This is a genomic window from Streptococcus sanguinis (genome assembly GCF_900475275.1).
Classification (GTDB): domain Bacteria; phylum Bacillota; class Bacilli; order Lactobacillales; family Streptococcaceae; genus Streptococcus; species Streptococcus sanguinis_N.
Genome location: NZ_LS483364.1, coordinates 2,247,174 through 2,272,977, shown reverse-complemented (window position 1 = coordinate 2,272,977; position 25,804 = coordinate 2,247,174). Strand labels below are relative to the sequence as shown.

Annotated in this window: 20 protein-coding genes; 18 read left to right on the top strand and 2 right to left on the bottom strand. The window is 42.4% G+C overall.

Annotation, left to right across the window (positions count from 1 at the left end; all coding sequences use genetic code 11):
• Positions 1 to 80 precede the first annotated feature (80 nt).
• Both DQM55_RS11385 and DQM55_RS11380 read left to right on the top strand, forming a co-directional pair.
• Positions 81 to 662, top strand: coding sequence for a DNA-3-methyladenine glycosylase (locus DQM55_RS11385; RefSeq protein WP_172454774.1), 582 nt, complete (start codon positions 81 to 83; stop codon positions 660 to 662).
• Positions 663 to 665: 3 nt separating this feature from the next.
• Positions 666 to 1,928, top strand: a complete 1,263-nt coding sequence (locus DQM55_RS11380) for a S41 family peptidase (protein ID WP_111676837.1) — start codon at positions 666 to 668, stop codon at positions 1,926 to 1,928.
• A gap of 26 nt (positions 1,929 to 1,954) precedes the next feature.
• Here the strand turns inward: DQM55_RS11380 and DQM55_RS11375 are convergent, their stop codons facing one another.
• Positions 1,955 to 3,121 carry a CynX/NimT family MFS transporter gene (locus DQM55_RS11375; protein WP_049547762.1) on the bottom strand — a complete coding sequence of 389 codons (1,167 nt, stop codon included), beginning with the start codon at positions 3,119 to 3,121 and terminating at the stop codon, positions 1,955 to 1,957.
• A gap of 38 nt (positions 3,122 to 3,159) precedes the next feature.
• The gene (locus tag DQM55_RS11370) at positions 3,160 to 3,681 is read right to left on the bottom strand and encodes a TetR/AcrR family transcriptional regulator (protein WP_002894195.1); all 522 of its coding nucleotides are present in this window, start codon (positions 3,679 to 3,681) and stop codon (positions 3,160 to 3,162) included.
• A gap of 169 nt (positions 3,682 to 3,850) precedes the next feature.
• On the opposite strand from DQM55_RS11370, the gene DQM55_RS11365 reads away from it, so the two are divergent.
• The 16 genes from DQM55_RS11365 to DQM55_RS11290 all read left to right on the top strand — a co-directional run bounded on the left by DQM55_RS11365 (position 3,851) and on the right by DQM55_RS11290 (position 25,798).
• Positions 3,851 to 4,726 (top strand): cation diffusion facilitator family transporter, encoded by an 876-nt coding sequence (locus tag DQM55_RS11365; RefSeq protein ID WP_111676835.1) that lies wholly within the window; start codon positions 3,851 to 3,853, stop codon positions 4,724 to 4,726.
• A gap of 253 nt (positions 4,727 to 4,979) precedes the next feature.
• The gene (locus tag DQM55_RS11360; protein ID WP_111676833.1) at positions 4,980 to 8,519 is read left to right on the top strand and encodes an LPXTG cell wall anchor domain-containing protein; all 3,540 of its coding nucleotides are present in this window, start codon (positions 4,980 to 4,982) and stop codon (positions 8,517 to 8,519) included.
• A gap of 1,202 nt (positions 8,520 to 9,721) precedes the next feature.
• Positions 9,722 to 11,404: a GspE/PulE family protein gene (locus DQM55_RS11355; RefSeq protein WP_111676831.1), complete on the top strand. Its 1,683-nt coding sequence runs from the start codon at positions 9,722 to 9,724 to the stop codon at positions 11,402 to 11,404.
• A gap of 1 nt (position 11,405) precedes the next feature.
• The gene (locus tag DQM55_RS11350) at positions 11,406 to 12,470 is read left to right on the top strand and encodes a type IV pilus twitching motility protein PilT (RefSeq protein ID WP_002899359.1); all 1,065 of its coding nucleotides are present in this window, start codon (positions 11,406 to 11,408) and stop codon (positions 12,468 to 12,470) included.
• 3 nt (positions 12,471 to 12,473) lie between these two features.
• Positions 12,474 to 13,700, top strand: coding sequence for a type II secretion system F family protein (locus DQM55_RS11345; protein ID WP_111676829.1), 1,227 nt, complete (start codon positions 12,474 to 12,476; stop codon positions 13,698 to 13,700).
• Positions 13,701 to 13,822: 122 nt separating this feature from the next.
• Positions 13,823 to 14,332 carry a prepilin-type N-terminal cleavage/methylation domain-containing protein gene (locus tag DQM55_RS11340; RefSeq protein ID WP_111676827.1) on the top strand — a complete coding sequence of 170 codons (510 nt, stop codon included), beginning with the start codon at positions 13,823 to 13,825 and terminating at the stop codon, positions 14,330 to 14,332.
• Positions 14,333 to 14,474: 142 nt separating this feature from the next.
• Positions 14,475 to 14,933: a type II secretion system protein gene (locus tag DQM55_RS11335; RefSeq protein WP_049542294.1), complete on the top strand. Its 459-nt coding sequence runs from the start codon at positions 14,475 to 14,477 to the stop codon at positions 14,931 to 14,933.
• 72 nt (positions 14,934 to 15,005) lie between these two features.
• Positions 15,006 to 15,506, top strand: coding sequence for a prepilin-type N-terminal cleavage/methylation domain-containing protein (locus DQM55_RS11330; RefSeq protein ID WP_049542296.1), 501 nt, complete (start codon positions 15,006 to 15,008; stop codon positions 15,504 to 15,506).
• Between the two features lie 132 nt (positions 15,507 to 15,638).
• A complete protein-coding gene (locus DQM55_RS11325; protein ID WP_111676825.1) occupies positions 15,639 to 16,127 on the top strand; it encodes a hypothetical protein in 489 nt (162 codons plus the stop codon).
• A 13-nt stretch (positions 16,128 to 16,140) separates the two neighbouring features.
• Positions 16,141 to 17,553: a VWA domain-containing protein gene (locus tag DQM55_RS11320; RefSeq protein ID WP_111676823.1), complete on the top strand. Its 1,413-nt coding sequence runs from the start codon at positions 16,141 to 16,143 to the stop codon at positions 17,551 to 17,553.
• 12 nt (positions 17,554 to 17,565) lie between these two features.
• Positions 17,566 to 19,050 carry a type II secretion system protein gene (locus DQM55_RS11315; RefSeq protein ID WP_111676821.1) on the top strand — a complete coding sequence of 495 codons (1,485 nt, stop codon included), beginning with the start codon at positions 17,566 to 17,568 and terminating at the stop codon, positions 19,048 to 19,050.
• Between the two features lie 38 nt (positions 19,051 to 19,088).
• Complete coding sequence (gene pilM, locus DQM55_RS11310) at positions 19,089 to 20,501, top strand: pilus assembly protein PilM (protein WP_111676819.1); 1,413 nt, start codon at positions 19,089 to 19,091, stop codon at positions 20,499 to 20,501.
• Positions 20,501 to 21,082, top strand: coding sequence for a PilN domain-containing protein (locus tag DQM55_RS11305; RefSeq protein WP_002899352.1), 582 nt, complete (start codon positions 20,501 to 20,503; stop codon positions 21,080 to 21,082). The genes pilM and DQM55_RS11305 overlap by 1 nt, the downstream gene beginning before the upstream one ends.
• Complete coding sequence (locus tag DQM55_RS11300; protein WP_111676817.1) at positions 21,066 to 22,652, top strand: hypothetical protein; 1,587 nt, start codon at positions 21,066 to 21,068, stop codon at positions 22,650 to 22,652. Before DQM55_RS11305 ends, DQM55_RS11300 begins: the two co-directional genes overlap by 17 nt.
• Positions 22,653 to 22,941: 289 nt before the next feature.
• Complete coding sequence (locus DQM55_RS11295; protein WP_462885207.1) at positions 22,942 to 24,654, top strand: SSA_2305 family type IV pilus system protein; 1,713 nt, start codon at positions 22,942 to 22,944, stop codon at positions 24,652 to 24,654.
• A gap of 55 nt (positions 24,655 to 24,709) precedes the next feature.
• On the top strand, positions 24,710 to 25,798 hold the full coding sequence (locus DQM55_RS11290) for a PRC-barrel domain-containing protein (RefSeq protein ID WP_111676813.1): 1,089 nt from the start codon (positions 24,710 to 24,712) through the stop codon (positions 25,796 to 25,798).
• The last annotated feature ends 6 nt before the right edge of the window (positions 25,799 to 25,804 follow it).

Genomic DNA, 25,804 nt, shown 5'->3' with positions numbered 1-25,804 from the left:
GTCCATGAGAAGGAGAAAAATAACATTTTTGCAACATTTCTTTTCCTCTGTAAATGGAGAAATCATGCTATAATCAACCTATGTTATCAAGAGATTTTCAGAAACTAATCGAGACAGACACAGTTGCAGCAGCGCGAGCTTTGCTAGGTATGCAGTTGATTCTAAATGGCCAGAAGTTAGGCCGAATTGTCGAAACAGAAGCCTATCTAGGAAGTCAGGACAGTGCCTGTCATTCAGCTAGAGGGCGCCGCTCCCCTAAGAATGAATCCATGTATCTGCCAGCAGGTCACTGGTATGTTTATCAGATTTATGGTTATCAGATGCTGAATCTGGTGACCAAGGCTGAAAATGTGGCCGAAGCCGTACTGATTCGAGCCTTGGAGCTACCGGATGGCCGACTTTTAGCTAATGGTCCTGGCAAGCTAACCAAGTATGCTGGGATTGATAAGCGCTTTGATGGACAGAGTTTAGCGACTTCCAGTCTGCAATTAGCCCATGACCTGACTCCGAATCAGATTGCCAGTCGTTCGCAGATTGGCGTGACCTGCACAGATGCCTGGCGGGAGGAGCCCTTAGGCTTTTATGTGGCTGGCAATCGTCATGTCTCAAAAGTGCCAAAGCGAGGCCTGCTGGATGATGAGGACACTTGGAAGAAGGAGTAAAAGATGAAGAAAACAGAGATTTTTGAGCAAGTCGTAGAAATTATGCGAGAGGATTCCTCAACAAAGAAAGACATCATGGGTGCAAATCCCGAAGAATATCGAGCGCGTATCACAGACCAGATGAGCCAAGAGGACTTTCTCTACCAGATGCATTGTTATATAGCCAGTTTTGGGATTTTGTCCCATGTTTGGTTTGGGCTGAAGGAAACGCAACCGCCCGGCTTTAAACTGAGATATTACCAAGACTGCCTCTACGTCCTGCAGGCAAATAGTGATACGGGGCTGAAATGTGGCGACCAGATTCTAGCCTTGGATAGAAAACTTTTGCATCAGGTGTATCAAGAACACAAGGCTTATTTTGTCAGTTCCACACCAGAGCGACAGCACAAGGAGTGGGCTTACTTTGTAGAGCATGCCGGAGAAGTTACGGTGGTACGCAATGGCAAGGAAGAGCAACTGCATGTTCAGCCGACTGCCCACCCAAAGAAGCCACCGCAGTTTGAATGGCGCAGCCTTTCTGAGGACATCGTCTATCTTAAGTTAGAAGATTTTACGGATGAGGCAGCCATCACTCAGCTTTATTCTGACAGTCAAGCAGCTATTGAGCAGGCCAAGTATTTAATCATTGATGTTCGAGTCAATTATGGCGGGACGGACTCGCTTTATTATCCACTTTTCAAATATACTCTCCCTCAGGGGAAGGCTTTCAGTGACTTAGATTTGCCGAGCGATGATGGGATGGAGATTCTCTACACTGATAGAAATGTTGATTTGCGTCAGCAACTGATGCAAAATATCCTAGAAGATCCAAACTTGTCAGCAGAAACTCACCAGATTCTCAAAGAATTTCTAAAAGAGTTGGAAGAGAATCGGGGAAAAGGTTATGTCCTTTATGGCGATGAGGATAGCAATCAAAACTTTCTGCCAGACGTCCTAGGCCTAGCTCGACCTGAAAAAGTCTTTGTACTAGCAGATGTTACCTGTGGGTCTTCAGGTGATAATTTTGTTGATACTATGAAAAAGATGCCCAAAGTTACGGTCCTAGGGCGTCCGACTATGGGAATTTTAGATTATTCCAATTGCTGCGTGAAGGATTTTGGTGACTATGAGCTCCTGTTTCCCACTTCACGTGACACTAGAATTGATCAAGGAAAGGGCATGAATGACAGGGGAGTTGAACCGGATATCTTGATTCCTTGGACACCAGAGCACTTAGAGCGGGATGTGGACCTGGAAGAGTGCCTCAACTATTGCAAAAACGCTTAGGATTTCTAAGCGTTTTTTCGTCTTTACTATATCTTGTCAAACTTCTCAATGTAAAAGAGTGTTAGTGTCACGATGGCAGCCAAGCCAATGAGAATGAGGATGGCTGGAGTCCAGGAATGGAATAAATCAAAGCTGTATCCAAAGAGGCTAGGTCCAAAGGCGGCCAGAATATAACCACCAGTCTGGGCTAAGCCAGATAGCTGAGCGGTTTGCTCAGGAGTACTGGTTTTCAGCGAGAAAGTAACCATGAGGTAGGGGAAGAGGGCGCTGACGGACATACCGATTAGCAGATTGAGGATGAGCCAGTAGACAAAGGAATCTGTCTTGACCAGCAGCATACCCAGACCAACCATACCGGTTGCAGAAAAGAGAGCAATCATCCCCAAGCGTTTTTTAGCGGATAGACGCGTTGTCAGACTAGGTATCGTCATGGCCAAAGGAAGGCTGATAAAGGAAAAGATAGAGGCCAAGAATCCAGTAGCATCATTGGAAAGTCCTGCCAACTGACCAAGAGTCGGCAGCCAAGTGATAGCCGTATAAAAGAGTAAAGACTGCAGGCCACCGAAAACAATCAGAGCCCATACTCTAGGATTTTTTAGCAGGGAGCCCATTTGATGCTCGCGGCTTTTGCTAGTCAGTTGGTGATTATGCCGGCTGTTGGGAAGCCAAATCAAGCAAGCCAGTAAGCAGATGAGGGTCAGGACGAGAATCAGTCCTTTCCAGCCAGCTAAGCGGACAATAGGCGCAGCCAAGGGAGACATGACTGAGATGGCCAGTCCCATAGAAGTGATATAAAGCGTGGTTAGAAATCCAATTTTTTCTGGCTGATTGGCCTGAATGACATTAGGCAGGAGCACATTTAAGACAGCGATGGCAGCCCCTAGCATGATTGTACCTGCATAGAGTAGAGGCAGGTTAAAGATACGAATAAAAGAGCCCAGGGTCAGCACAATCATGGCTATGGTAAAGAGCTTTTCCAGACCGACCTTTTGAGCTAGGCGTGGGGAAAAGGCTGAGCAGAGGGCAAACATGATCAAGGGCAGGCTAGTCAGCAGTCCCAGTGAGTTGACGGGAACTTGCAGCCCCTTAGCAATATCGCCCAGAACAACGGGCAGCACTGCAAAAGGCGCCCGTAGGACAACCCCCACCATCAGAATGCCTGGAAGTAAAAATTTCGAATGTTGCTTTTTCATAAAGTTAAGTTTCCTCCTATATAAATATCAAAATAAAATCAGTCCATCAAATCCAGAAAATACTGGCTGATAACTGTTTCTGGCAATGTTTTCTTCTGCTGGAGCCACCAGCTGACCGTCTCCACAAAGGTAGAAGTCACATAATTTCTTAGAAAGGGCTCTGGCAGCTGAGATTTTTTCCGCAGGAGCTGTTCCTGAATCATCGGAAAGAGATAGTTTTCCAGCTCAATCTTTAAGCGATTGGTGAAATAGATATTTTTCGAAAGCAGCAAGGTCGCAATCTTGTCCTGATTCTTTTGGAAATGCTTGAAAATATGGGCGGTTGCTTCAAAGAGATCCTTGCCGTCGTCGCGCTCAAGAAAGGTATGCTGAAAGAGGTCTTGGCAAACCTCCTCTAGCAAGGCTTCCTTGGTATCGAAATGGGCATAAAAAGTCGACCGGCCAACGTCTGCCAGGTCGATGATTTCTTGCACTGTAATGCTTTCATAGCTTTTTTGATGCAGCAGGCTGATAAAAGCTTGGTAAATAGCTGCGCGTGATTTCTTGACTCGTCTGTCCATAGCGTTTCGGAACAAAAGAGCAGGATTGTTCAATAACAGACAAAGCCCCTCAATTGCTTCTTGTTTCCTTTCTGAGAATAAGAGATAATAAAGATGAAGAAAACTGAACAAGGTGTTCCGTTTTGATTACATTATACTATAAATTTTGCTAAACTGAAAGGAGGCAGCCGTGAAATCTAGTAAAAATATGACTATTGCCTTTCTGTTAAACTTTTCCTTTGCCATTCTTGAGTTTATCTTTGGCTTCATGTTCAATTCCAGCGCTGTACTAGCCGACGCTGTGCACGACACAGGAGATGCGATGGCTATCGGACTTTCCACCCTTTTTGAAAAAATTTCTAATAAAAAAGAAGACAAGAAATACACTCTGGGCTACAAGCGATACAGCCTTTTGGGAGCCCTGCTGACCTCGGTCATCTTGCTGGTTGGCTCGACCTTGGTGATTATTGAAAATATACCCAAGGTCTTTGCGCCTGAAAAGGTTAATTATGACGGCATGCTGGTGCTGGGTATCTTTGCCATTATAGTCAATCTAGCAGCCAGTAAGGTGGTAGGCCATGGTCATGGACACAGTCATAATGAGTCTATTCTCAGTCTCCATTTCTTAGAGGACATTCTGGGCTGGGTGGCTGTTATTCTAGTCTCTATCGTGTTGCGCTTTACCGACTGGTATTTTCTTGACCCGCTGCTTTCCCTGCTCATTGCGGGCTTCATTCTCAGTAAGGCCCTGCCTAAGTTCTGGGAAAACATCAAGATTTTTCTGGATCACATCCCAAGCGATATTGATTTGAGCCAGCTTTATCAGGAAATTCTGGCGGTTGAAAACGTTCAGGCTATTACCCAGCTTAATGTCTGGACCACAGACGGTTTGGAAAAATTTGCTATGATTCATATCTGTCTTGAAAATCCAGATCTTTTGGTTGAGACTCAAACTACTCTGCGTCAAGAACTGCAAGCCTATGGCATCACCAAAATCACTATCCAGACGGATAGCAGCTTGGAAGAGCATGAAGAGTGGTGCCTGGGTGGAGAGGGAATGGAATAAAACTTATACTAAAGTAGTTTTTAAAATAGAAAACAACAGCGTATAAAATATAATAAGCAATGAAAAAGCTAATATCAAAATAAACTTTATATTCAAAATTATTATACTAAAGCAGCTTTTAAGAGCTGCTTTTATTGTACAAAAACATAATTAATATAATCAATAAATTATAATATTGACAAATATGTTGGCTCATACTATACTTAAATTTGGGGAAATCTGCCTTTCCCTATAAAATAAAATAGGAGGTAAAATGAGGAAAAAACTGTTTAGTATCTTGTTTTTCTTAGCAATGATATTTGGAACTGGCCGAATCGCTTTCGCTAATGAACAGATTAGTGCGGAACTAAGTGGCGATGGTCAAAATCAATTGTCAGTCAAGGCAAGAAATTCAAGCAATTCAGAGATAAACGATGTTAACTATCAGTTAAATTTGCCGCAAGGTTATAAAGTTGATGGGCCTTTACCTACATCGGAAATCCTGCAGCCTGGTCAAACTCAAGAGTTTAAGGTAAAAATTAAGCAGGAGCAAGTGGCAGTTTTGCCTAAGACAGGGGAAAAAATAATCACTTTCTCAGTTATTGGTTTTATCGTGCTTCTTCTTGGTCTCATCTTATTGAGATATAGCTACTCAAGAAGATTGTTATTAACTTTCTTAGTGATTTCAGGCAGTGCTTTCGGTGCAGCACTCGTATCAGCTGACACTTTGGTCGCTTCTCTTGTTGAGTTTAGTCAGAGCGTTCGGCTCTTTGATAAAGATGTACCAGTTCGACTGACTGTTTATTATCGCTCGGTTGAAAATCCTCTTCTTGGAGAGAAATCTAGCCTGACTAATCAAACTTCTGTCAATCCTGCTACTGAGGCATACGTAGGTTCATCTACTATGCCAAGTCAGACGGATACGCAAGGAATATCAGGGAACGGTAGCACGTCACCAGTTGATATTGGGACGCCAGCCTATCCAAGTTCGTCTTCAGATAGTAGTGCAAGTACAGGGCTCAATTCAGATTCACCAGTGACACCGGTAGATACCATTACTGTGACGTCACCGTCTGATACTGGGTCTTCGCTTGGTAGTCAATCATCACCAGGGACAGCTATTCCATCTCCATCTTCAGATGGAAGTGGTTCAAGTCCGACAGTTTCAAGTGCAGATTCACCAGGGACATCTGTAGATTCAGGAACCGTTCCGACAGCGTCTGACAATGGGGCAGTAGTCACCGATCCATCATCAAGTATGGATACTCTGACTCCATCTTTGGATAGTGGAGCTTCAGGTGTGGTTCCAAGTCCAACTGTTCCGGATTCAGATCCACCAGTGACATCTGTAGATTCAGGAACTGTTCCGACAGCATCTAACAATGGGGCAGTAGTCACCAATCCGTCACCAAGTGTGGATACTCTGACTCCATCTTTGGATAGCGGTGCTTCAGGTTTAGTTCCAAGTCCAACTGTTCCGGATTCAGATTCACCAGTAACATCTGTAGATTCAGGAACCGTTCCGACAGTGTCTGATACTGGATCTTCTGTTGGCACCCAACCATCAACACCAGTGAATCCTAATCAATCAAGGAATCCTGACACTTCATCCTCGGAGAAAAATAGCCAAGGGGATGAATTAGGAAATAGTTCTGATAGCCCAAAACAAGGGTCAGCAGAAGAAGTTCTACTTTCAGGTCACGCTTTTTCAAATCTAACAGGCAGAGGTATAGAATTTGGAACCGTTACTCTGAAAGAGAATGGTAAAGAAATTCAAACGATTGAAACGGATAGTGATGGTTATTTCTATGTTCACCTGACTAGAGGAAAAACCTATACCCTTCATGGGAAGGATTTTGAAGCTAGTATTACTGCAAATGGAAATAATGATTTCCAAGTTCACAATATTCTTGGTCAATTCTCTCCGGGACGTAATAACTCAGATGCTATGGGCAAGGTTGTTCTCAATCCATCAGTTGTTCAACTAGATGTTGTTGATTATCAGGTTGATGAAAAGGCTGGTCAGGTCATCTTGCCTGAGGAGAAAAAACTAAAATCAGGGGATGTTATTGTTCTGCCGGCAAGCGGAAATTATCCTACAGGTTTTGCTTTTAAAGTGGTTTCTTCAAAAATCGCTGACGGGAAAACCGTTCTGACTGTCACAAAGGCTACTTTAGAAGAGGTAGCCAAAGAGATTAATGTACAGACAGAGTTTGATCTTGATGGAGGAACCTTTACTCCTGCTGAAGGAACGAGTGTAGAAGAAGATGAAGGAGATGACCTCGGTAATAGAGCCTCGGTCTCTGCTTCTGCAGCTGCTAGAAAGACATGGAAGAAGAAAATCAAAGGTGTTGATGTTGGCTTGAAAGTTACCGGAAAGGTCGAGGCTAAGCTTGACTGGGCTCCAGGACGTTCTCCGCATGTCTTTGTAAAACCGTCTCTTAACTTTAAGTTGACGACTGATTTCAAGAAAGAAGCCAGTTTTGAAGACAAGGTAAAACTAGTGACGGTCAATTTTTCATCTTATTACGGTGTTGTAGTTAGCGTAGACATCTATGTGTTCCTCAATGCTGAAGGAAAGTTTAATATTAGTACAGAAAGCAATTTTGATGTAGCAGCTGAATTAGGTGTCAAAAATCAGAAAGCTTACTTTGATCAAAATGTTCAATTAAGCAATAAGTTAGACTTAAACATTTATGGTCAAATAAAAGAGGGGCCTATGGCAGTCTTTAAACCAGGATTCCTTAATCTATCTGTAGCATCCTTTGATGTTGCGGTTGGCCTCGGGTTAGAAGGTGAACTGAATGCTCAGGTCACTCAGAAAAATCTTGATTCGCCTAAATTAGAAAAAGCCAGTGGTCGTGCTGTTCTCTTTGCGGACTTAACCCTAGGTTATGAAGTGGGCTTCTCTGGTCTGAAGTTGGAAGGAAAATTCTTAGACAGTGAGCGTTTCTTTGAGCGTCTGATGGCTAAGGGAGAGTACAAACCAAACAGTGGTAAAAGAAAGCTCAAAGACGTCAAGCCATTAGATGAATCTGATGAAACTAGTTCTGATGATGACACATCTGATAGTTCCGATGATAGTGAGAATCATTTCAGCAATACTTTTTCTTTAAGGAATTTGCAGTCCACACGTAAAATTACCAATATAAAAATAGGTGAGTTGCCATATGATGTAAAGAATTATCGAGCATTTAAATTTGAATTGATGCCAGGACCTGATGGAGATGGTGAGCTACTAAGAGAAGGTCATTACCATTATTTTGGTGTTTCAGATGGCACACCTATCTATTATACATTGTATGATTTGGATAAAAACGGATTCCCAGAATTGGTTTATCTAGTTAATGGTGAAATAGAAGAAATTTTATATGCATACGGACAAACTTCAGATGCTCCGCCTTATGTAGGTTTAAAACCAGTACATTTGCCTAAGGGTTACAGCTATAATTATAATTATAATTATAAGTATAAGTATAAGTATAAGATATTAGAAGATGGGACGATAATAACAACAAAAGAAGAGGACTCTTCTCGAGGAGAATCTCCAATAGATTATGAAATTATCAAAGTAGATCCCGTAACTAAAGTACCTGAAACTGTAGCGACGTTTTCTCGTAATAAAAGATCCCAAAAGCTTTACCGCTATAGAGGTGATATAAAAAACGATAAGCAGATAACGACAATCAGCCAAGCCGAAAAAATATATCTAACTGCCCCAGAAGTTGATTGGGAAAGCCTAACTTGGCAGCCATTTGTTAGACGTTATGATTGGGCTGCTGAAGAAGGAATTAGTTTTCTAGAAACTGAATAAGTTTATTAATTTGCAAGGTATCCATTATCTTAATATAAACTTTAGACCAGCCATGAAATTATCTCAGTCTTTTGGTGTATAAGCAGAAGATACTATTTCAAAGGTATCAAGGGCTCAAGTTGTAATCTTATAAGTTTGTAGCATATTAAAAAAACTCCAGGAAATATTATTTTCTGGAGTTTTTTCTTCTATAATTTAACAATGTAGTTTTGTCTGAAAATTCTAGCCTTTTTGATTTTGTAGTTTTTCTATAAAAAATAGACAAGCTGAGTACATTGTGCATTTTTAGATAGGTTTTACATCTAATAAAATGCAAATGCATTGACAATGCTTTTTCTTTAGCATATACTATTGGGTAGGAAGAAACAGGCAAAGCTTGCTAAGCCTTGTCCTGAAGCGCCTTTCCTAAGCATATCGATTACCGATCAGAAGAGGACAGATGCTGTCACACTGTCCATCTGAAGGTTGAAAAAGAAGCAGTAAAGGGGAAATTTCCTCAAAAAAATTTGCTTTTTTTTATCCTCGAAGTAAAAAAACGCTTTAAAAAAGTGTCAAAAAGCTTGATATAACAAGCTTTTATCAAAATTAAACATTTTTTTAAATGCAATCATTTTTTTGAGGCAAACCTGTTGACAAGATGTCAATTATGTCATATACTGTGATAGGTAAATGTTTTTTAAAGCAAATAAAGCTTTTGTTCCTAGCATTTCCTACCAAAATATGCATATCGGTAAAAAGAAAAACCATAAGACAAGAATTCTTATCTTATGGCACTGGCTGCTTGATGATTCGGGTTAAACCAACTTCACACACACACGGTTTAACCTGCATCTAAAAGCATGAGAAATTTTGCAAGAGAACTTGCTTTGTATAGTATTTAAGAACGCAAGAACAAATGTTTTTGGCATCTGCTTTTTTGCGCCCCTTTTGACAAAACTAAAACGTCCCTTATCAATCCTAGGATTGACTTAAGGACTGTTTGCTAGGTTTATCAAATGGAGATACTGCTCAAAGCATCTAACTTAAAACATCAAGTTTGGTTCTATTGGTAAATTTTCCATGTACTAGCCTAACTTAAAAAGCTTAAAGAAACCTTAAAGGAAACTTTAAGCGAGGGAGATTTTTTTAAGAAAGCTGTTATCTATTAACGCATAGAAAGAATTGAAGGATTTTTACAAAAAAATCACAGACAGGAGAAACAAATGGCACTAATCGCTATATTGGTTCAATTCAATCTGATAACGGCAGCTCAAAAAGAAGAAATTCTTCAAGATATGCCACAATCAAACATGCAGTTAGAGAGATATCTAATCAGCAAGGGCTATGTGACAGAAGAAGATATGCTGAAAGTCATGAGTTACTATTACCGTGTACCTCATGTCAATCTATCACAGTTTGTGATAGAAAAGGAAGCTGTCGAGAAGGTTTCAGAAAAAGTTGCTAAACGTCATGGATTGATTCCGATCTCTTTCACAGATGGGGAAGAGGGAGAAGAACCCAAGTTAGTAGTTGCGATGGCAGACCCAAGCAACTATATCGCCCTAGACGACGTTAAAATCGTTTCTAAGATGGCGGTAGAACCTTATGTAACTTTTCGGGATGATATTGAGAAGTATATTGATCAATACTATTCTAAAGGAGAAGAAGCCCAACAGGCAGCGACCGAAATCGAAGGTTTTAATGTGGACGAAGAGATCATCGAAGAAGATCTCGAAATTAAAAACGCTCCGGTTGTACGTTTGATTGACTCGATTATCAGTCAGGCAATCAAGACGCGGACCAGCGATATCCATATTGAGCCCTTTGAAAAAGTTGTTCGTGTTCGTTTCCGGGTTGACGGGACCTTGGTGGAAAATATGCAGTTGAAAGCCAATGCTCACTCAGCCATTGCGACACGGATTAAGATCATGAGTGGTCTGGACATCGCCGAGCGGCGGATTCCTCAGGATGGACGGATTGAGACAACCATCGACGGCAAAGAAGTCGATATGCGGGTTTCAGTCTTGCCTACTGTATTCGGTGAAAAAATCGTTATTCGGATTTTGAGCCGGAATGCAACTCTCCTTAGTAAAGAGGAGCTGGGATTCTCGCCAACCAACCAGAAGCTCTTTGAAGATATTCTTAAGGCGCCAGAAGGCATTATCTTGCTGACTGGTCCTACGGGAAGCGGAAAGACAACCACTCTCTACACAGCGCTCCGTGAGCTCAATGATGTAGGAAAAAATATCATCACCGTTGAAGATCCGGTTGAGTACCGATTGGAAGGGGTCAACCAAGTTCAGGTAAATAACAAAGCTGGACTGACCTTTGCGAGTGGTTTGAGAAGTATCCTGCGTCAGGACCCGGACATCGTTCTCTTGGGGGAAATTCGGGACGAAGAGACAGCTAGTATCGCGGTTCGTGCCGCTATCACTGGTCACGTCGTTCTCTCGACTATCCACACCAATGACACAGCTAGTACAGTCAACCGTTTGGTCGATATGGGCATCAAGCCTTATCTGGTCTCAACGGCGACTGTCGGTATTATCGCACAGCGCTTGATTAAGCGTATCTGTCCTAAGTGTAAGACTGAGTACACTGTAGAAACAAATGAACATGCAGGTATCGGTATTCACAAGGGAGACACCTTGTATCGCGGACGCGGCTGCAACTACTGCAGTGGTACGGGATACTATGGACGTATAGCTATCCACGAAATCATGGCAGTGACAAGGGAGATTAAATCATTAATTAATGATGGTGGAACAACGTCACAGCTTCGAGCAGAAGCTAAGAAAAATGGTATGCGAGACTTGGCGGAGGAGGCCATTGATATCGCAAAACAGGGGACTACAACGATTGAAGAAGCAATGAAGATTGCTTTCAGTCTAGAAGGGGAAGTTTAGGATGAATTTGGATGAGTTAATTAAGCAGGCGATTGAAGCGGGTGCATCAGATATCCACTTCACGGTTGGCGCTGAGCCAACCATGCGTCTGCACGGGAGGTTAACACAACTCAACAATACAATTTTGACCAACGAAGACACGGTTCGCTTCACCAAGCATATTTTAAATGAGAAGCAGATTGCTCATCTTTTAGAAGTCGGTGAAGTGGACTGTGCCTACGAGGTCGACAATGGCTATCGCTTGCGGGTCAATATCTTTAAGCAGAAAAACAACTGCGGGATTGCCTTGCGGGTCATTCCCAAGGATATTCCATCTATGGAATCTCTGGGATTGCCGCCAGTTATTAAAAAGCTGGCTGAGAAACGCCGGGGGCTGATATTGGTTACCGGGCCAACAGGAAGCGGAAAGTCAACGACCCTGGCAACCATGATCAACTACATGAATAGCTTGCGGGACGAGCACATCATCACAATTGAAGATCCGATCGAGTACATGCATACGCATAATAAGTGCTTGGTCAACCAACGTGAGCTGGGAGCGGATACGCAAAGCTTCGGCAATGCCCTCCGCGGTGCCCTTCGTCAGGACCCGGATGTCATCCTAGTTGGTGAGATGCGGGATAAAGAAACGATTGAAATCGCTCTGCGTGCGGCGGAAACAGGTCACTTGGTCCTGTCAACTCTCCACACGGTCGGTGCCGTAAACACCATGGACCGGATTATCGACGTATTTCCAGCCGAGCAGCAGGAGCAGATCCGTGTGCAGCTTTCCGCCGTTATGGAAGGCGTTGTATCGCAGCAGCTTATGCGTACAGCGACCGGCAAAGGTCGTGTAGCTGCCTTTGAAATCATGCTGGGAACACCCGCTATTCGCAACCTCATTCGCGAAGGTAAGACCCACCAGTTGCTGACGCCAATCCAAACAGGGGCTCAGCTAGGCATGATTACCATGGACACTTCGCTCATGGGACTCTATCGTCGCAATGTCATCGACCAAAGAACACTACTGTCCTACTCAGTGGATCGCGCTCAAGTTGAAAAATCCCTAGGAATAGTGGGGTACTAGAGCATGACAGTATATGTTTGTAAATACTTAGACACTCGCCAAGGGGTCGTCACACTAGAGGTGGACGCTCCTAACCGGACAGACGCCGTCAATCGGATCCGTCTCAAAGGGAAGCCAATCAGTGTCGAAGAAAAGGTCATGGGTTCTAAGGAGATTGTCCTTTTCCAAAGCAAGAAGATCAAGCTCAAGGACATATCGCTCTTCTGTAAGCAGATGTCAGTTATGCTGGAGTCAGGGATTCCCCTCAATAATGCAGTGGATATCCTAGAACAACAGGCTACTTCAAAGAACCTCAAATCTAGCCTTAAAATCGTCAGCAAGAGCCTAAAAGAAGGTAGTCAGCTGTCCAAGGCTATGCTGGATCAGGAAGGGATGTTTCCCGATCTCCTGATCCGTATGGTGCAGGCTGGTGAAAAGACTGGTAAGCTGGACGAGGTGCTGGAAAAGATGTCTGAGCACTATAACAAAGAGCTCAAGACCAGCCGCCAGATTCGTGGAGCTATGATCTATCCTGCAGTCCTGGCCTTTCTGGCTGTGGCGGCAGTCCTGGCCTTGCTCTATGTCGTTATCCCAAGCTTCTCAGGAATCTTTGAGCAGAGTGGGATGGCCATGCCGCTACCAACGCGTATCGTACTAGCAGCTAGTAACTTTGTCCGCTCTTCATGGTACATCCTCTTCGGTGTGATAGGGGTTCTGGTCTTCCTCTTCTTACGCTATCGCAGTACAGAGGCAGGCCGCTACCAACTGGATCGGCTCAAGCTTAATCTGCCGGTCATCAAGGGGCCAATGCAGAAGATTGTCACTGCTCGCTTTGCCAGCACCTTGGCTATCTTGACCAGTGCAGGTATCCCTTTGGTCGAGGCTATTGAGTCTGCTGCTGCAACGACCAACAACGCTGTCGTCATTGAAAAGATGAAGATCGCTAATGAAGGTCTGCAAAAAGGGGAACGTCTGACAGGGATGATTACCTCAACCGGTCTCTTCCCGCCTATGATGCTCTCGATGGTCAAAATCGGTGAGGAGTCTGGGTCTCTGGAGTCCATGCTGGTCAAGACATCAGATTATTATGAAGAAGAGCTTGAAACAGCTATCAAGCAGTTGCTCTCACTCTTGGAGCCAGCCATGATCATCGTCATGGGGGTTATCATCGGAGGTATCGTTGCCTCTGTCATGCTGCCAATGTTTGAGCTTGCTCACGCTGTGGATGCAGGATCTGGAGCCGACCAGTAGGAAGGTGTTTCAGAAAAGTTTAGGAGGTAGCAGGGCAACTGCTCTGCACAAAAAGTTAGGAAAACCGTTCTGATGCTGGGAGTTTGTAGGGTCTCCCAGCTAGGAACAAAACAAATGCCCCTGTGGGCAAAAATAGTAAAAATTGTGAAAAAATAGGAGATCTATTCAAAATGTTAAACAAATTGCAAAAGTTCCGTCAGGACTTGAAGAAAAAAGGTAAAGGTTTTACCTTGGTTGAGTTAATCGTGGTAATTATCATTATCGCTATCATTGCAGCTGTAGCTATCCCAGCTATCACTTCCTTCCAAGATAACGCACGCCGTTCACGTATCCAATCAGAACACCGTGAGCTGGTATCAGCTATCCAGTCTTATATCGGAGCGCAAGATGATCCATCTAATCCAGGTGAGATTACACTTGAAAAACTAGCACCATACATTTCTAAAAATGCTAAAGGCGATTCAACTAAAATCGTAGATGCTCTAGCTAAGAATGGTACTGCAACTGCTCATACAATTGACTCAACAAACCATATTTTGACTTCTACCTTTAAGCCATCAGGCGCTAAAGATGCTTCAAAAGATAAAGTATGGAAGTATGACTGGTCAGCTAATGGTGTAAATGCCAACTAAAGAAGTAATCTCTAGTTAAGCTGTTTCAAAAAGTGGTAATACTTATCAAATCATCTAAGAAAAGATGAATTAAAACCCTACATTTGAGAGATATTAAAAAGGCTGCTCAGCAGCCCTTGTGAAAAAGAATTAGGAGAAGTTAGTGCTCAACAAATTGCAAGAATTTCGTCGTAATTTGAAGAAAAAAAGCAAAGGTTTTACCTTGGTTGAGTTGATTGTGGTTATCATCATTATCGCGATTATCACAGCTGTAGCGGTTCCTGCCCTTACTTCTTTCCAAGATAACGCGCGTCGTTCACGTATTCAATCGGAACACCGTGAGTTGGCAACTGCTATTCAGTCTTATATCGGATCACAGGATGACCCGGAAACTGTAAAGTCAATTACAATGGAGCAATTGGCACCATATATCTCTAAAAATTCTAAGGGAGATTCGGCTAAGATTATGGATGCCCTTGCTAAGAATGATACGGAGCCAGCTCATAAAATTGATGGAACAACTTTGGTTTCGACCTTCCATCCCTCAGGAGTGGGAACTGATAAAACCAAGGACAAAACTTGGCTTTACGATTGGAGATATAGTGGTTCAAATACAAACTAGCCCAATTAAATTTAAAACTAAGCTGATATTCAGCGAAAAATAAAGATAAAAAGAAAATAGGAGAATATTTAAATGTTAAACAAATTGCAAAAATTCCGTCAGGATTTGAAGAAAAAAGGTAAAGGTTTCACCTTGGTTGAGTTGATCGTGGTAATCATCATTATCGCTATCATCGCAGCTGTAGCGATTCCAGCTATTACTTCCTTCCAAGACAATGCACGTCGTTCGCGTATTCAATCAGAACACCGTGAGCTGGTATCAGCTATCCAATCTTATATCGGCGCGCAAGATGATCCAACTAATCCAGGTGAAATCACTCTTGAAAAACTAGCACCATACATTTCTAAAAATGCTAAAGGCGACTCAACTAAGATTGTAGATGCTCTGGCTAAGAATGACAAAAACACAGCTCATACAATTGACTCAACAAACCATGTTTTGACATCTACTTTTATCCCATCTGGCAAACAAGCAGGTGATAAAAATCAAAAACAATGGAAGTATGACTGGTCAGCTAACGGTGTTAACACTTCAGCGACAGCAAACAACAATGCTGGTGGCGCTACTCCATAATCATCAAATCATCTAAACATAGAGATTTCTCTACTCCGACTGCTTTAGCAGTCGGATATTACCAAAGTAGTTGTCAGACTGTGACAACTATTTTGGCAATATCAAAAGTAGAAATATTAGGAGAAGACTAAAATGAAAGGAAAAAAAAGACAGGGGTCTACGTTGCCCATGGTTATTGTGACCATTGTGATTCTGGTCGCTATGATTGGTATTTTAGCATCTATCGTAGATACTGGGCAAACCCAAACTCAGCGCATGTTTAGCTACCTAAAAGCTAAGTACACAGCGACTTCTGGTACGCAGTTGGCTTTAGGAGCTTATTTTGAGGATGAAGATGCTTCTCCTTTGAAAGCTGAATTCAAGAAGAGAGCAGAGGGGCAGCCGAACTCAGCAGGTCCGATTAGATCAAAACATAAGTTCAAAGATGGTGGTGAGGCAGAAATCGAGATGACTGGAGCTTTTGTAGGAGCTACTAGTGGACCAGAAAATTACTACATTACGATTAAGTCAAGGTCTAAGCTCCCCAATAGTGAGGACTATTATGAACATATCGTTAAATTTAATTGGGCAAGCAGTGGTATCCGTTCAGAAGAAGGCCACTTGATTTCGTCTAAGAAATAAAAAATAGGTAGGAATGATGAAACAAATACAAAAAGGTTTTACCCTAGTGGAGATGATTATGGCTATTATGCTCATGAGTATGATAGCGCTCATCATCGGAGTTATATTTAACACTATGTTTTCTGGTCGGGAGCTCATTGAGCGTGAAGCAAGCATTCAAGCGGAAATGCGAACGTCTATGCAGCATGTTGACCGTACCATTGGCAAGGCAACCTCAGTCTTTATCTTGGATGATAGCAAGTACAAGGGTAGCAAGGAAGGCTTGACTAAGGAGTGGAGCTATATCGGTCTGTCAGCTGACGGGAAAAAGGTTCTTAACTATGTTTGGGATAAGACGAAACAAGATTGGAATGTCAGTGAATTAGGAACAAAATCCCTTTATAATATGAAGCTGGACTTAGAATTTAAAACTGACGGTGCCTATCAAGATAACCGTCTAATTAATTACAATCTGACTGGGAAATATCCAGATTCTAATAATAAGTTTTCGATAGATACAGCCATGTCAGCCCTCAACAGTAAGCAGGTCTTTTCAAAAGTCGGTAAAGGGAAAAAGGGCATCGCTCTGGCTTATAGAAACGATCCGATTGAAGGACAGGTGAATGTTGCTATTTCTTTTGTTTTTGATAGTTCTGGCTCGATGGAAAGAGATATGAAAGGTAGAAAAACGAATGTAGTAAAGGATCGACGAATTAGCATTTTGCGAGAGAAAGCAATCGAAATGGTGAAAGAACTGAAAGAAATAGGCAATGTTAGTGTTAACTTATCAGGTTTTTCACATTATGGTTTTTATGTTCAAAAAGATTTTTCTCAACTAGATAAAGGAACAGAACAAATAGAGAAAAGTATTAACAGTTTACCGACCCGAGGAGTTACTAACCCTGGTGATGGTCTCCGTTATGGAATGGTTAGTTTGCAGCAACAGCATGTCCAACTTAAGTATGTCGTTTTACTGACAGATGGTATCCCCAATGCTTATATAGTAGACCCTAGTGCTAATTATCCTGGAAATAAAGTATGGATTCGAGGAGGAGATATAGTAGATTACCAAAATCCAATATATAATTTGTCCACGAAAGTGGATAATTTCCAAGTTGGTTATTTAGACGGTGCTAAGTACAGTGAACAATTTTCTAGACTAGCTTATGATCAAGACTCCTCTGACAGTGCTTTTCGAGCTAAGACAATCGGCTACGCTGGGGAAGTATCTAAAAAGTTTGGCAAAGACATAAGGCGAGTTAATCTTATAGGGTTTTCTGGAGTAAAGCAAGAGGTTGCATATGGTGAAGCTCTAACAGAAGCTATTCGCGAAGGTGTTGTGGACGCGCAATATGTGTCGGCTACTGATGCTGAAGAGTTAAAAAAGACTTTTTCAGATATTAAAAAACAGATTCAGCAAGATCTTTGGTTTGTTTCTGGTCCATAGAAAGGAGAAGAGATGAAAAGATTACAGAAACGTAAGGGTATAACGTTAGTTGAAGTATTAATTTCTCTTATTCTAATAGGTGTCATTGCTGCGGGACTTTTGACATTCTTTGCCGGCAGTTATCACAATATTCTGGGGCAACGCAAGCAAAATACTATCAACTTTGATATCCAACAGGACTTTGAAACTCGCTTGTCAGAAATTAAGAAGAATAGCGGCAAGGGGACAGAGGTGGAAACTTTCTCCTACCGGATTGGAAATGGCTCTTTGCAGAATATAAAAGTGACAGGTCAGACTCTTTCTTATAATAAAAATAACCAAACTAAAAATATACATCTTTTTGCAGCAAATGCAAAAGAGAGTGTTCTTCAAATTCCAGAAGATTTAGATGTAAAAGTTCCAGATTCTAAAAGATTTTATTATATTGGGGAAACTACTAAACCTGGCTCCGTTGGACTTGCTGATAGTCAGCAAGGAAGCAAAGCGAGGATTTATACAGAGTCTGGATGGTTTCTTAGTGATCGTAGCATTGGGAATGGTCTTCCTGGCATTGTACCAGTTGGGACAATTGGTCAAGTTGGTGATACAATCGGTTCCGCGACCGTTCTTCCTGAAATGCCTACTGACTTTCGACAACTTTCTAAGAAAGGAAATGGAGTTTACATTACTGATAACATGCGAGGACGCTATCTAACCTTTGCGGCACGGGTTATTAACTCCTACGGTCGTGTCGGTAACTACCAAGAAGCTGAGCGTATTTGGGTTATGGGACTGCCTGTAACAAATAATTTAGATATACATACGGACGCCGATTTAGCGCTTCTGAAAAAAAATAGCACATTTTCAATGCTACCGAGTGATGCTCAAATTTACACCAATACGGACGTACGTGACTATGCTCATGATAAGTCTTTGGATTCACTTAAGATTTCTAATGTGCCTGTTCTTAATTATTATGAAGATGTGATTCGTCAATCAAGACAGTTTATAGCACCTCGCGATAAGTATTCGTTGACTTTTGAAAAACGAGATTTTAGAAATGGGAACTCAAATACGACATCAATCTTAATTGGGAATAGAACGCAAATAGGCTCGTTGTTAACTTATAAGTTGGATAATACTTTAAGTTGGGCAATTAACTTGGAAGATAGCGGTAAAATTGCAATAAAAACAGTAGATAATACTGCAGCTAATAATGGTGGTCAGCAGTATGCAAATGCTAAACTAGATTTTACAAAAGATAATTCTATTCAGGTTCGTAGTTCTACTAAAAATGATATTCTAACACTTGAAATTTTTGTCAACGGAGCATTGAGTCATACACAGCAACTATTTTTGAATCAAAATGGTGTTCGTCATAATGTTGAAACAGGTCAAATTGTATTTGGTGGAAACACCTATATAAATGAGTTCGCGATTTATAAAACAGCGTTAAACGACGGTGATATACAAAAACTTGCTAAATATTTTAGTGAGAAATACAAGGCAAGTGAATAAAGAAAAAGTTTTAGAAAAATATGGGAGATTAGGAGATTATGGCAAAAAATATGTTTTCGTCCAAGGGGCGCAGAAGAGCTCTGGACGAAGAAGACAATGAGAAAAAAGGCTCATTTTTAGGAAAATTAAATAAACCGCTCTTCTCATCAAAAGGGAAACATAAAGAACACTTATCTATTCAAGGAGTTCAAATCAAGTCAGATCGTCAAGAAGACTTTGACGATGAGGAAAAGTCAACGGCAAAAGGGAGCTTCTTAACCAAGCTCAACAAGCCGCTCTTTTCTAAGAATAGTGGCAGTGATGATATGCCTGCTAAGTCTGGAAATCGTTCGCTCTTTGCTAAGAAAGGCAGTGGTGCGGCGAGCCAACCGGTCACTAGAATGCATGCACCTTACACTATGTTTGGTAAACCAATTAAGGGCAATCTGATGGCTATTGACTTCACTGACGAATCAGTCTATCTGGTTGTTGCTAGACAGAAGCGCAATGAGCTGGAGATTATCAAGATGGCATCTGCCAATCTGCCAGAAGGTGTTGTACTGAATAGTGAGATTATCGACCCAATTACTCTCAAAAACATTATCAGTGACCTGATGGAGCAGCATGCAATCACTGCTAAGTATGCATTCTTTGCACTTGGCAATACCAATATCATCGCCCGTTCGGTTGATGTAGCCGCTAGTGTGCAGAATGATGAGGATATTGAGGGCTTGGTATCTTACGAGCTCCAGCAATATCTGGATATCGATCCGACTTCTTATGTTATTCAATTTCAAGAGCAGGAGTCTAATTCAGCTTTTCCGCTTGATGAAGATACTCGCTCACTCATGGTCTATGCTGTGCCAAAAGGCGTGGTAGAGCAATATCTAGGCTTGGCTGAGAATTTGAAGCTGACACCTTATGTCTTTGACCTTCAGTCTAATACCTTTGAAAAATGGCTGGAACGCGTACAAGCGATTAACAATCGCGCCAAGAAGCTGACCAAGGAAAATGTCGGCATGGTACATCTGAGCAAGAGCTTCATCGGTGTTTATCTCTACTCAGAAGGCAAGTTTGTGACCAGCAACTATCTCAACCGTGGCTACAAGGACATCCTGAGCTATGCAGACGACGCTAGTCTACTGCAGAAGCTTCCAGCAGTGGCTTCAGATGATCTGGATACAGGTCTCTTGAAGAGGGCCTTGGATGAGTGGGTGGCTGATGCTAAGAACCACATTCTCAATACTGAAAACTTCTTTAGCGGATCAACCGGTCTCAACATTGACAGTTTCTACGTCTTTGGTGACCAAGATATCTGTTGGCAGTTGGCAGCTATTCTGAAGCAGAGCATGAATCGGGAATTCATCTCAATTGATAACGTAGATTATGAGAATGTACTGTGGGAAGGTTCTGCCGAGTTTAATGCGGAGTTCATTCCGGCTACAGCCATGTTGATTAGGAGAGCAAACTAATGCGGAGAGATTTAAACTACTTTTCAAAATATCATGTGGCACCGGCTAAAACCAGTCCACTAAAACTTGCTGCTATTTCCGCTTTTGCTGGAATTGCAGCGATTATGATTGTGCTGATTGGCTTCTTCCAGTTTAGCGCTATGCACCTCCAAGGCGAGATTGACCGAGCGGAGCAGACACTCAAGAGTCCAGAGATGGCTCAAGAGCTGAAGGCAGTCTCTGAGACTGAAGATAAGATTGTTACGGTCAAGAATGACGAACTTCTCTTTACCAGCCTGGAAGGTGACTTCCGCCGCCTGCATCGAGTAAACAAAGCCTTTATGGACTTCCTTAATAAAAACGTGACACGGAACCTGGTCTTTGACGATATCAAGATTAATAACGACAATGTAGAAATCAATGGTTCGTCTCAAGAGCATCTTTCTATCGCTAAGTTTGAGGAAGAGCTTCGTAAGTCTGAGAAGTTTAACCATATTTTTGTGGACAACATTACTCGCGAGGAAAAGGATAACAATACAGTGTACAAGTTTAACATTAAAATTTTGACGAAGGATGTAGATTTCAATGAAGAGCAAAAATGAGAAAGAAAAGAAAAAAATCCTGAGTAATTTAAATGAGCGTGACAAGAAATTGTTGGCCTGTGTCGGAGGAGTAGCGGTCCTTGCTGGTGGAGGGTATCTGGTAACAAATTCTTATACACGGATGGCGCAGTTAGCTGAAGAGCATGCAACTATCTCGACAGAGTTGGAAGGCAAGAATGCCAAGATTAGTCAGAGAAAGTCTCTTACCAAACAGCTCCAAACTTTGAATGCTAAGACTCTGGATCAGGCTAAGAAATACTATGGTACGACCAATCAAGGGGAGTTCATTTTCTTGATTGATAAGTTGGTCAACGAAAGCGGTATTAAATTCAAGTCTGTCAACTACACTGAGAGCACAGAGTTGGAACTCCAGCAGGAGGGATTGGCTGCGACTTCGTCCAAGGGGCAAAACTCCAATTCTTCTGGTACGACTAGCAGTTCAAGCTCAAGTGAGACGTCTTCTTCATCCAGTGCGACTTCTAGCTCGTCTGGTACATCGTCCTCATCTTCATCTAGCAGCAGCTCTTCATCAGATGCGAATACTGCAACAACAACTGCAGCTAATACAGCGACACCAGGGAACGGAACGACCAATAATACCAACATCACTCAGATGACAGCGGATATTGAGTTCGAAGGAACTTATACACAGGTTCTGAAATTGTTGGAATTGATTGATGGCAATCAACAAAAAATCGTTTCCAGCGAACTGGAATTGGGCGGAAAGAAAAGTCTATCTAGCACAGAGGAAAACAAAAACCCTGATCTAACCAGTGGTAAAATCAAGCTGCGTTTCTATCAAGTTAAAGACGTCGAGCGCTATGTGACTCTGGAGAGTAATGTCGATAAGACGCCTATTCAGTTTGCTAACTGGGAGTCTCCATTTGCGATTCCGACTTGGCAGGCAGGCTCTATATCTGTAACAACAGCTGGTGGCGGCACAGATGCAACCGGCAATAAGGGCAGTTTGGGGGCCGCAACAACCAATACAACTAGCAGCGCGAATGCTAACAGCAGTACCAATCTAGCTCCGTCTTATCTGGAGCAGCTTAGCACTCAGTCTAGTCGGAACGATGGTCTGTCAGCTTATTACAATTCATCAACTATCTACCGCTTTGAATCACCACTGAAGCTGATTCAGTCAGGCGGCAGCAATCAATATGATGTGACAGTTGACAATACGGACTTTCTTGAGGGTTCAGGTTCCAATGTGGTTAAGATTCCAGCAACCAAGTCTTCTACTATGTATGAAATGGAATTTGCAGCACCGTATGTATCCTTGAACAATAAGCCTGATGCTATCAGCTTCTCTCTATCTCTGTCTAATCAATGGCAGGGCAAGATTGGCTTGATTGTCAAGAATGCCAGCGGGCAGAAAATTTACCTTCATGTCATTCGTCCAAACAGCTGGACTGGCTGGCGCGAAGTCAGCTTCGATCCTGAAAACATTCCAGGATTCAGCTATCCAATGACTATTGTGGGTTACTACTTTGAAACTCCGAGCGGAGAAAGCCCTGAAACAACTATGAAGCTGGATAACCTATCTGTGAATAACTTGGTAGTTAGCTAAAACACTTTGAAAAAATACCAAATCAGTCTATGATTTAAAATTTCAAGAGCATGACTAAATTTTTTCTTAAAAAAATGCTAAAAACCAAGTTATTAGACTAGTATTCACGGTGCATTTATAGTAAACTAAAACATAGAGATATTTGAAGTATAATACAAGCAAACTCAGAATAGACGCCCGAGTCTATTTTGGGTTTTAATGGAGTTTATGGAAAAACAAAATCAAGACTGGTTTTGCATTGAAAAAGTTTAATATCATTTAGAAAGTGGGGGGTGTCGAAAATACTCAAATGGCATATTTTTTACCTTTTGGAGCAGGGCTTATAGCGCTGCATACGATTAGCATTTTATTTGTTTCTAGGATTTCTTTAATAAAGCGCCTTTTTCTCGTAGTATGGGTCATGCTATTTGCGATTGGTGCTCCATTCCTCTTTCAACAAGTTCCCGGCATAGCCTTTGTTGGACTCTGTGCCTTGGCCTTGGCTGTCTATATGGTGCTGCTCTTTTCACAGGAGCTAGCTCCAGTCAAGAAGAGAGCAACTGCTTCTGCGCGAAGCAGAAGCCAGAAGCACGCCAAGAGCACACGCAAGAAAGTGGAAGCGACGAGCGCAGGCTTGTCATCTGCTAGAGATTTGAACTTTTCCAATGCTTCAACCGGTAGGATGAGAAAGGAAAGTAAAGAAAGGGTTCAGGCTGAGGAAAGTCCGGCAAGGCAGAGAGTATCTGCTTCTGGTCGCACTCTAGCAGACCGTTCTATCAAAAAAGATATGACAAGATTTGAGAAAGTAAAACCTCTCTACCCTGTTGATAACTTGGCTACAGCTCCTGCCTTTGGAGAATATGAGCCAAACAGTCAGCTAGCGGCAGCTGAGGTCGGTATGGTGGGTATGGACCACAGATCACAAAAGGCCAATGATGAATTTTTGCAGTCTCTGCTTCATCATCGCAAGGGCTCTACTAAGATTAAGGTGGCCAACTCTCTGATTCAGCCTACGGAAGCAAATGCAGCCGGCAATCAAGGCTATACAGATATAGATGATCCAGCCTTTGAGACAGCTGTTCTGTCTAAGATTAGACCGATGTCCTATACTGAGTCTAGCTATGGCAACTTCAGACCGCAGGCGGTTGAGGTGACAGGTGTTGTTTCTCAAGATGAGGAAGAATTCTTCACTGAGCAAGAACAAGCTCAGCAGCCAGTGGCAGAAGAAGTAGGCAACAGCCTGGAAGATGTTTTTGCTGCTACGGGAGATATCAAGCCAGTTAGAGCAGAAGAGTCGAGAGCAGCAAACAGCTTAGAATCTCTCTTCTTTGCTGAGTCGGATGTTGAGCCACAAGCTAAGATGGATTCCGCCTTCAGTCAAGCAGCTGCAGAGCCAGAGTTTTCTGCTTCTGAAGAGTCTATGGTTAGCCGTGATCGTGCTGATATTCAGGGTTATCAAGATATTCTCAGTCAGATTCAGCATGATTTGCTGGGATCTGAAGAGGAAGATTTGACTGCTGAAGTGGCAGAGACTTGGGAGGAAGAAAGTAACTTCGCACCTGCAGCAGAAACGTTTGAGTTTGAAGCAGCTGCTGAACCAACAGTTGTTCAATCAGTTTCTGAAGACGCTCTTTGGACACAGGCTGAGCCTGTTCAAGAAGCAATTGCAGATGAGACAGAAGAAGACCTGCTCAAGGGAATTGCTGACATCCTCAAAGCTGAGGAAGCACAAATCAAAGCAGCTCCGGTCGTTCCGGCTACAGATGAGACAGAAGAAGATTTGCTTCAGAAAATCACTGACATCCTCAAGGCTGAGGAAGCAGCAGAAGCAAGACCAGCTGCAGCAACTGCGGGAGATAAAGAAGTCTATTTCCAATTCCTTCTACTGGAAAGTCAGGAATTATTGGCTTCTAATGCAGTTCAAGAAGCTGAGAGTTATCTGAAAGAAATTGTCCAAGGCAGCTCAGATCAAAATCTTCGTCAAGAAGCGTTCAACATGTTGGACAAAATCGTGAAAAATTAATACTATATAAACATACAATTGATTGTAATCAATTAGAAGGGTTTTAGGGGAAATTATGAAAAGTTGTAAAACAATCACAGGGACCGTTGTCATTGAGATTGAAAAAGGGATGGGACTGGGTGAAGTCCATGAAGTCTTTGTTGACGAGGGGGTCAATCTGACTTTTGTCATTAAGTCAAAGCAGTCTGAACAGCCTTTTGCCTTGCTGTCTAGCAAGAACATCCAAGGCATCGGTGACTTTGCGGTCATGGTAGAGAACAGCTCAGTCTTTCAGGAACTGGAAGAGGCAGATCTGAAGGTCTTAAACGACAAGCAGGGTAGCGTCTTTGACGAAATCGTCATCACAATTGATGGAAACAAGGTGGGAACTGTTGTTGACTATCATATTGACGAAAAGAATGAAATTGGTTACTTGGTGGTTAATTCTGAAGATGCCAGCGAGGAAATTCAGATTCCTAAATCACGCATCTTGATGATTGGTAAAGAGTACATCATCCTCAATGATGAAAAAAAGACAGCTCCTCATCTTGAAGCAGATGTAGAAATGGGCCGTCTGGCTGCAGCAGATCTGCTCCATGAGACTGAAGCTGCAAAACCTGCCGAAAAAATTGAGGAAGTAGTTGCTGAAGCACCTGTATTCGAGCCAGTTGTAGATGAAAAAGTAGATGTAAAAGAAGAAGCTGCGACAGATTTGACAGAGGCCTTGGTTGCTGTAGGTCTAGGAGCTGCTGCTCCTGAGTTGGAGTTTTCTGAAGCAGTCGTAGAGACAGCAGAAGAACCAGAAGTTCAAGACTTGGTACAAGAAACAACAGCTCCAGCTGAAGAAGAAGTTGAAGAAACAGATGCAGCGCTGAGTCTGGATGCTGCTTTGGAAGAAGTATTGGCAGCCCCTGCTGAGGAAGTAGAAACAACTATCAGCACAGCTCCAGTTGCTGAAGAAGAATCAGGAGCAAAGAAAGCTGTTAACGACTTTATCGATCGGCAAAAACGTCTTTTGGTAGGCAAAACACTGCAAAAAGATCTTGTTAATGCAGATGGAGGAGTTATCCTGAATGCCGGAGATACTGTTTCAGATGACATCATTGATTTTCTTCGCCGTATCGACCGTAAATTCCTTATCCGCTTAGCTGAATGCGTAGTATAAGGTTGG

What these genes read in the sequence shown, in the direction of transcription:
- DQM55_RS11305 (WP_002899352.1), top strand. Translation starts at nt 20,501, where the DNA reads ATGCGGAGAGATTTAAACTACTTTTCAAAATATCATGTGGCACCGGCT.
- DQM55_RS11290 (WP_111676813.1), top strand. Translation starts at nt 24,710, where the DNA reads ATGAAAAGTTGTAAAACAATCACAGGGACCGTTGTCATTGAGATTGAA.
- DQM55_RS11350 (WP_002899359.1), top strand. Translation starts at nt 11,406, where the DNA reads ATGAATTTGGATGAGTTAATTAAGCAGGCGATTGAAGCGGGTGCATCA.
- DQM55_RS11380 (WP_111676837.1), top strand. Translation starts at nt 666, where the DNA reads ATGAAGAAAACAGAGATTTTTGAGCAAGTCGTAGAAATTATGCGAGAG.
- DQM55_RS11315 (WP_111676821.1), top strand. Translation starts at nt 17,566, where the DNA reads ATGAAAAGATTACAGAAACGTAAGGGTATAACGTTAGTTGAAGTATTA.
- DQM55_RS11355 (WP_111676831.1), top strand. Translation starts at nt 9,722, where the DNA reads ATGGCACTAATCGCTATATTGGTTCAATTCAATCTGATAACGGCAGCT.
- DQM55_RS11360 (WP_111676833.1), top strand. Translation starts at nt 4,980, where the DNA reads ATGAGGAAAAAACTGTTTAGTATCTTGTTTTTCTTAGCAATGATATTT.
- DQM55_RS11385 (WP_172454774.1), top strand. Translation starts at nt 81, where the DNA reads ATGTTATCAAGAGATTTTCAGAAACTAATCGAGACAGACACAGTTGCA.
- DQM55_RS11370 (WP_002894195.1), bottom strand. Translation starts at nt 3,681, where the DNA reads ATGGACAGACGAGTCAAGAAATCACGCGCAGCTATTTACCAAGCTTTT.
- DQM55_RS11325 (WP_111676825.1), top strand. Translation starts at nt 15,639, where the DNA reads ATGAAAGGAAAAAAAAGACAGGGGTCTACGTTGCCCATGGTTATTGTG.
- DQM55_RS11375 (WP_049547762.1), bottom strand. Translation starts at nt 3,121, where the DNA reads ATGAAAAAGCAACATTCGAAATTTTTACTTCCAGGCATTCTGATGGTG.
- DQM55_RS11330 (WP_049542296.1), top strand. Translation starts at nt 15,006, where the DNA reads ATGTTAAACAAATTGCAAAAATTCCGTCAGGATTTGAAGAAAAAAGGT.
- DQM55_RS11320 (WP_111676823.1), top strand. Translation starts at nt 16,141, where the DNA reads ATGATGAAACAAATACAAAAAGGTTTTACCCTAGTGGAGATGATTATG.
- DQM55_RS11300 (WP_111676817.1), top strand. Translation starts at nt 21,066, where the DNA reads ATGAAGAGCAAAAATGAGAAAGAAAAGAAAAAAATCCTGAGTAATTTA.
- DQM55_RS11345 (WP_111676829.1), top strand. Translation starts at nt 12,474, where the DNA reads ATGACAGTATATGTTTGTAAATACTTAGACACTCGCCAAGGGGTCGTC.
- pilM (WP_111676819.1), top strand. Translation starts at nt 19,089, where the DNA reads ATGGCAAAAAATATGTTTTCGTCCAAGGGGCGCAGAAGAGCTCTGGAC.
- DQM55_RS11295 (WP_462885207.1), top strand. Translation starts at nt 22,942, where the DNA reads ATGGCATATTTTTTACCTTTTGGAGCAGGGCTTATAGCGCTGCATACG.